The organism is Hymenobacter sp. B1770, from assembly GCF_049896385.1.
Classification (GTDB): domain Bacteria; phylum Bacteroidota; class Bacteroidia; order Cytophagales; family Hymenobacteraceae; genus Hymenobacter.
The window spans coordinates 1-1,196 of sequence record NZ_JAFCUF010000037.1; the positions used below are offsets into that span (position 1 = coordinate 1).

2 protein-coding genes are annotated in these 1,196 nt (G+C 61.9%); both read right to left on the reverse strand.

Annotation, left to right across the window (positions count from 1 at the left end; genetic code table 11):
- Positions 1–123: 123 nt before the first annotated feature.
- Positions 124–303 (reverse strand): hypothetical protein, encoded by a 180-nt coding sequence (locus ACP7AJ_RS21275; protein WP_426062245.1) that lies wholly within the window; start codon positions 301–303, stop codon positions 124–126.
- Positions 304–712: 409 nt separating this feature from the next.
- A partial coding sequence (locus tag ACP7AJ_RS21280; RefSeq protein ID WP_426062246.1) for a DUF885 domain-containing protein occupies positions 713–1,196 on the reverse strand: 484 nt, incomplete at its 5' end.

The window sequence follows — 1,196 nt, forward strand, 5'->3', positions numbered from 1 at the left end:
GCCGAGCCCAAGCACCTTCTGGGAAGGGAGTAGTCCTTACGCTCCTCAAACTGAATTGCTGCGTTTACCTTCCGACCCTTTGCGTAAACGCCGGGCCAAGCACGACGGCCTTTCAGGCGGGGGTTACTGGCCGCCCGAAACCTGGTACAGAATGCCGCCGTGCCCGAAGGTGCCGTCGGCGTGCGCCGTGAGGCAATTATCGGACACGAGCTGCGCGCGTTGCCGGGGGTGGCGTTCGAGGCGCACCGACAGAAAACAGTCGCCCTGCCAGTTGGCCCTGGGGCGGCGCCGTGTTAAAACCACCTGCCCTTTTTGTTTTAACCATGTTAAAACCACCCCCCTTTTGGTTTTAACATGGTTAAAACCAGGGCCCAAATGGCGTGAACAGGGTTAAAACCATGTACACGCCATGTTAAAACCACTTTTAAAACCACTAGGCGTGTTAAAAACACGGCTGTGCCGGGCCCCGGGGGGCCTTTTGCGCCCGAAATAAGCGGGACAAGGCCTTGTTTTCCGTTCTGCGGTCGTCTATCCGGTCGAGGGCGATACTAAAAATGCGCATCGGACCGTTTTGCTAAACAGGTAGGAGCGCCATGAAATGGAGTCATCTCCTCTTCAAATTAGACAAATTCCCGCACAGAACCTTTGTCCGGCACGTCGGCTCCTGTTAGCTGGGCGTTACGCGACCGGCCCGTTGGTCACCGGCGGCGGATTACCGCTGGCGGGTGGCCCAGGCGTCCATGCGCTGTTCCAGCACGGCCAGGGGCATGGCGCCGCCGGCCAGCAGCTCGTCGTGAAAGGCGCGCAGGTCGAACTTCCGGCCCAGCTGCTGTTCGTAGCGGGCGCGCAGCTCGCTGATTTTCAGCTGCCCGACTTTGTAGCTCAGTGCCTGGCCGGGGTTGGCCATGTAGCGCTCCACTTCGGCCGTGGCGCGCTGCTCGTCGATGGGCTCGTTGGCCATCAGGTACGCGATGGCCTGCTCGCGGGTCAGCTTGCCCGTGTGCAAGCCCACGTCCGTAACCAGGCGCAGGGCGCGGTGAATCTCGGTGTTCAGGGCGCCCATCCGCTGGTAGGGGTCGGTGTACACGCCCAACTCCGCGCCCAGCGACTCGGCGTACAGGCCCCAGCCCTCGGTGTACGCCCCGAAGCCGCCGAAGCGGCGGAACTTGGGCAGCGCCGTGTTTTCCTGCTGCAAG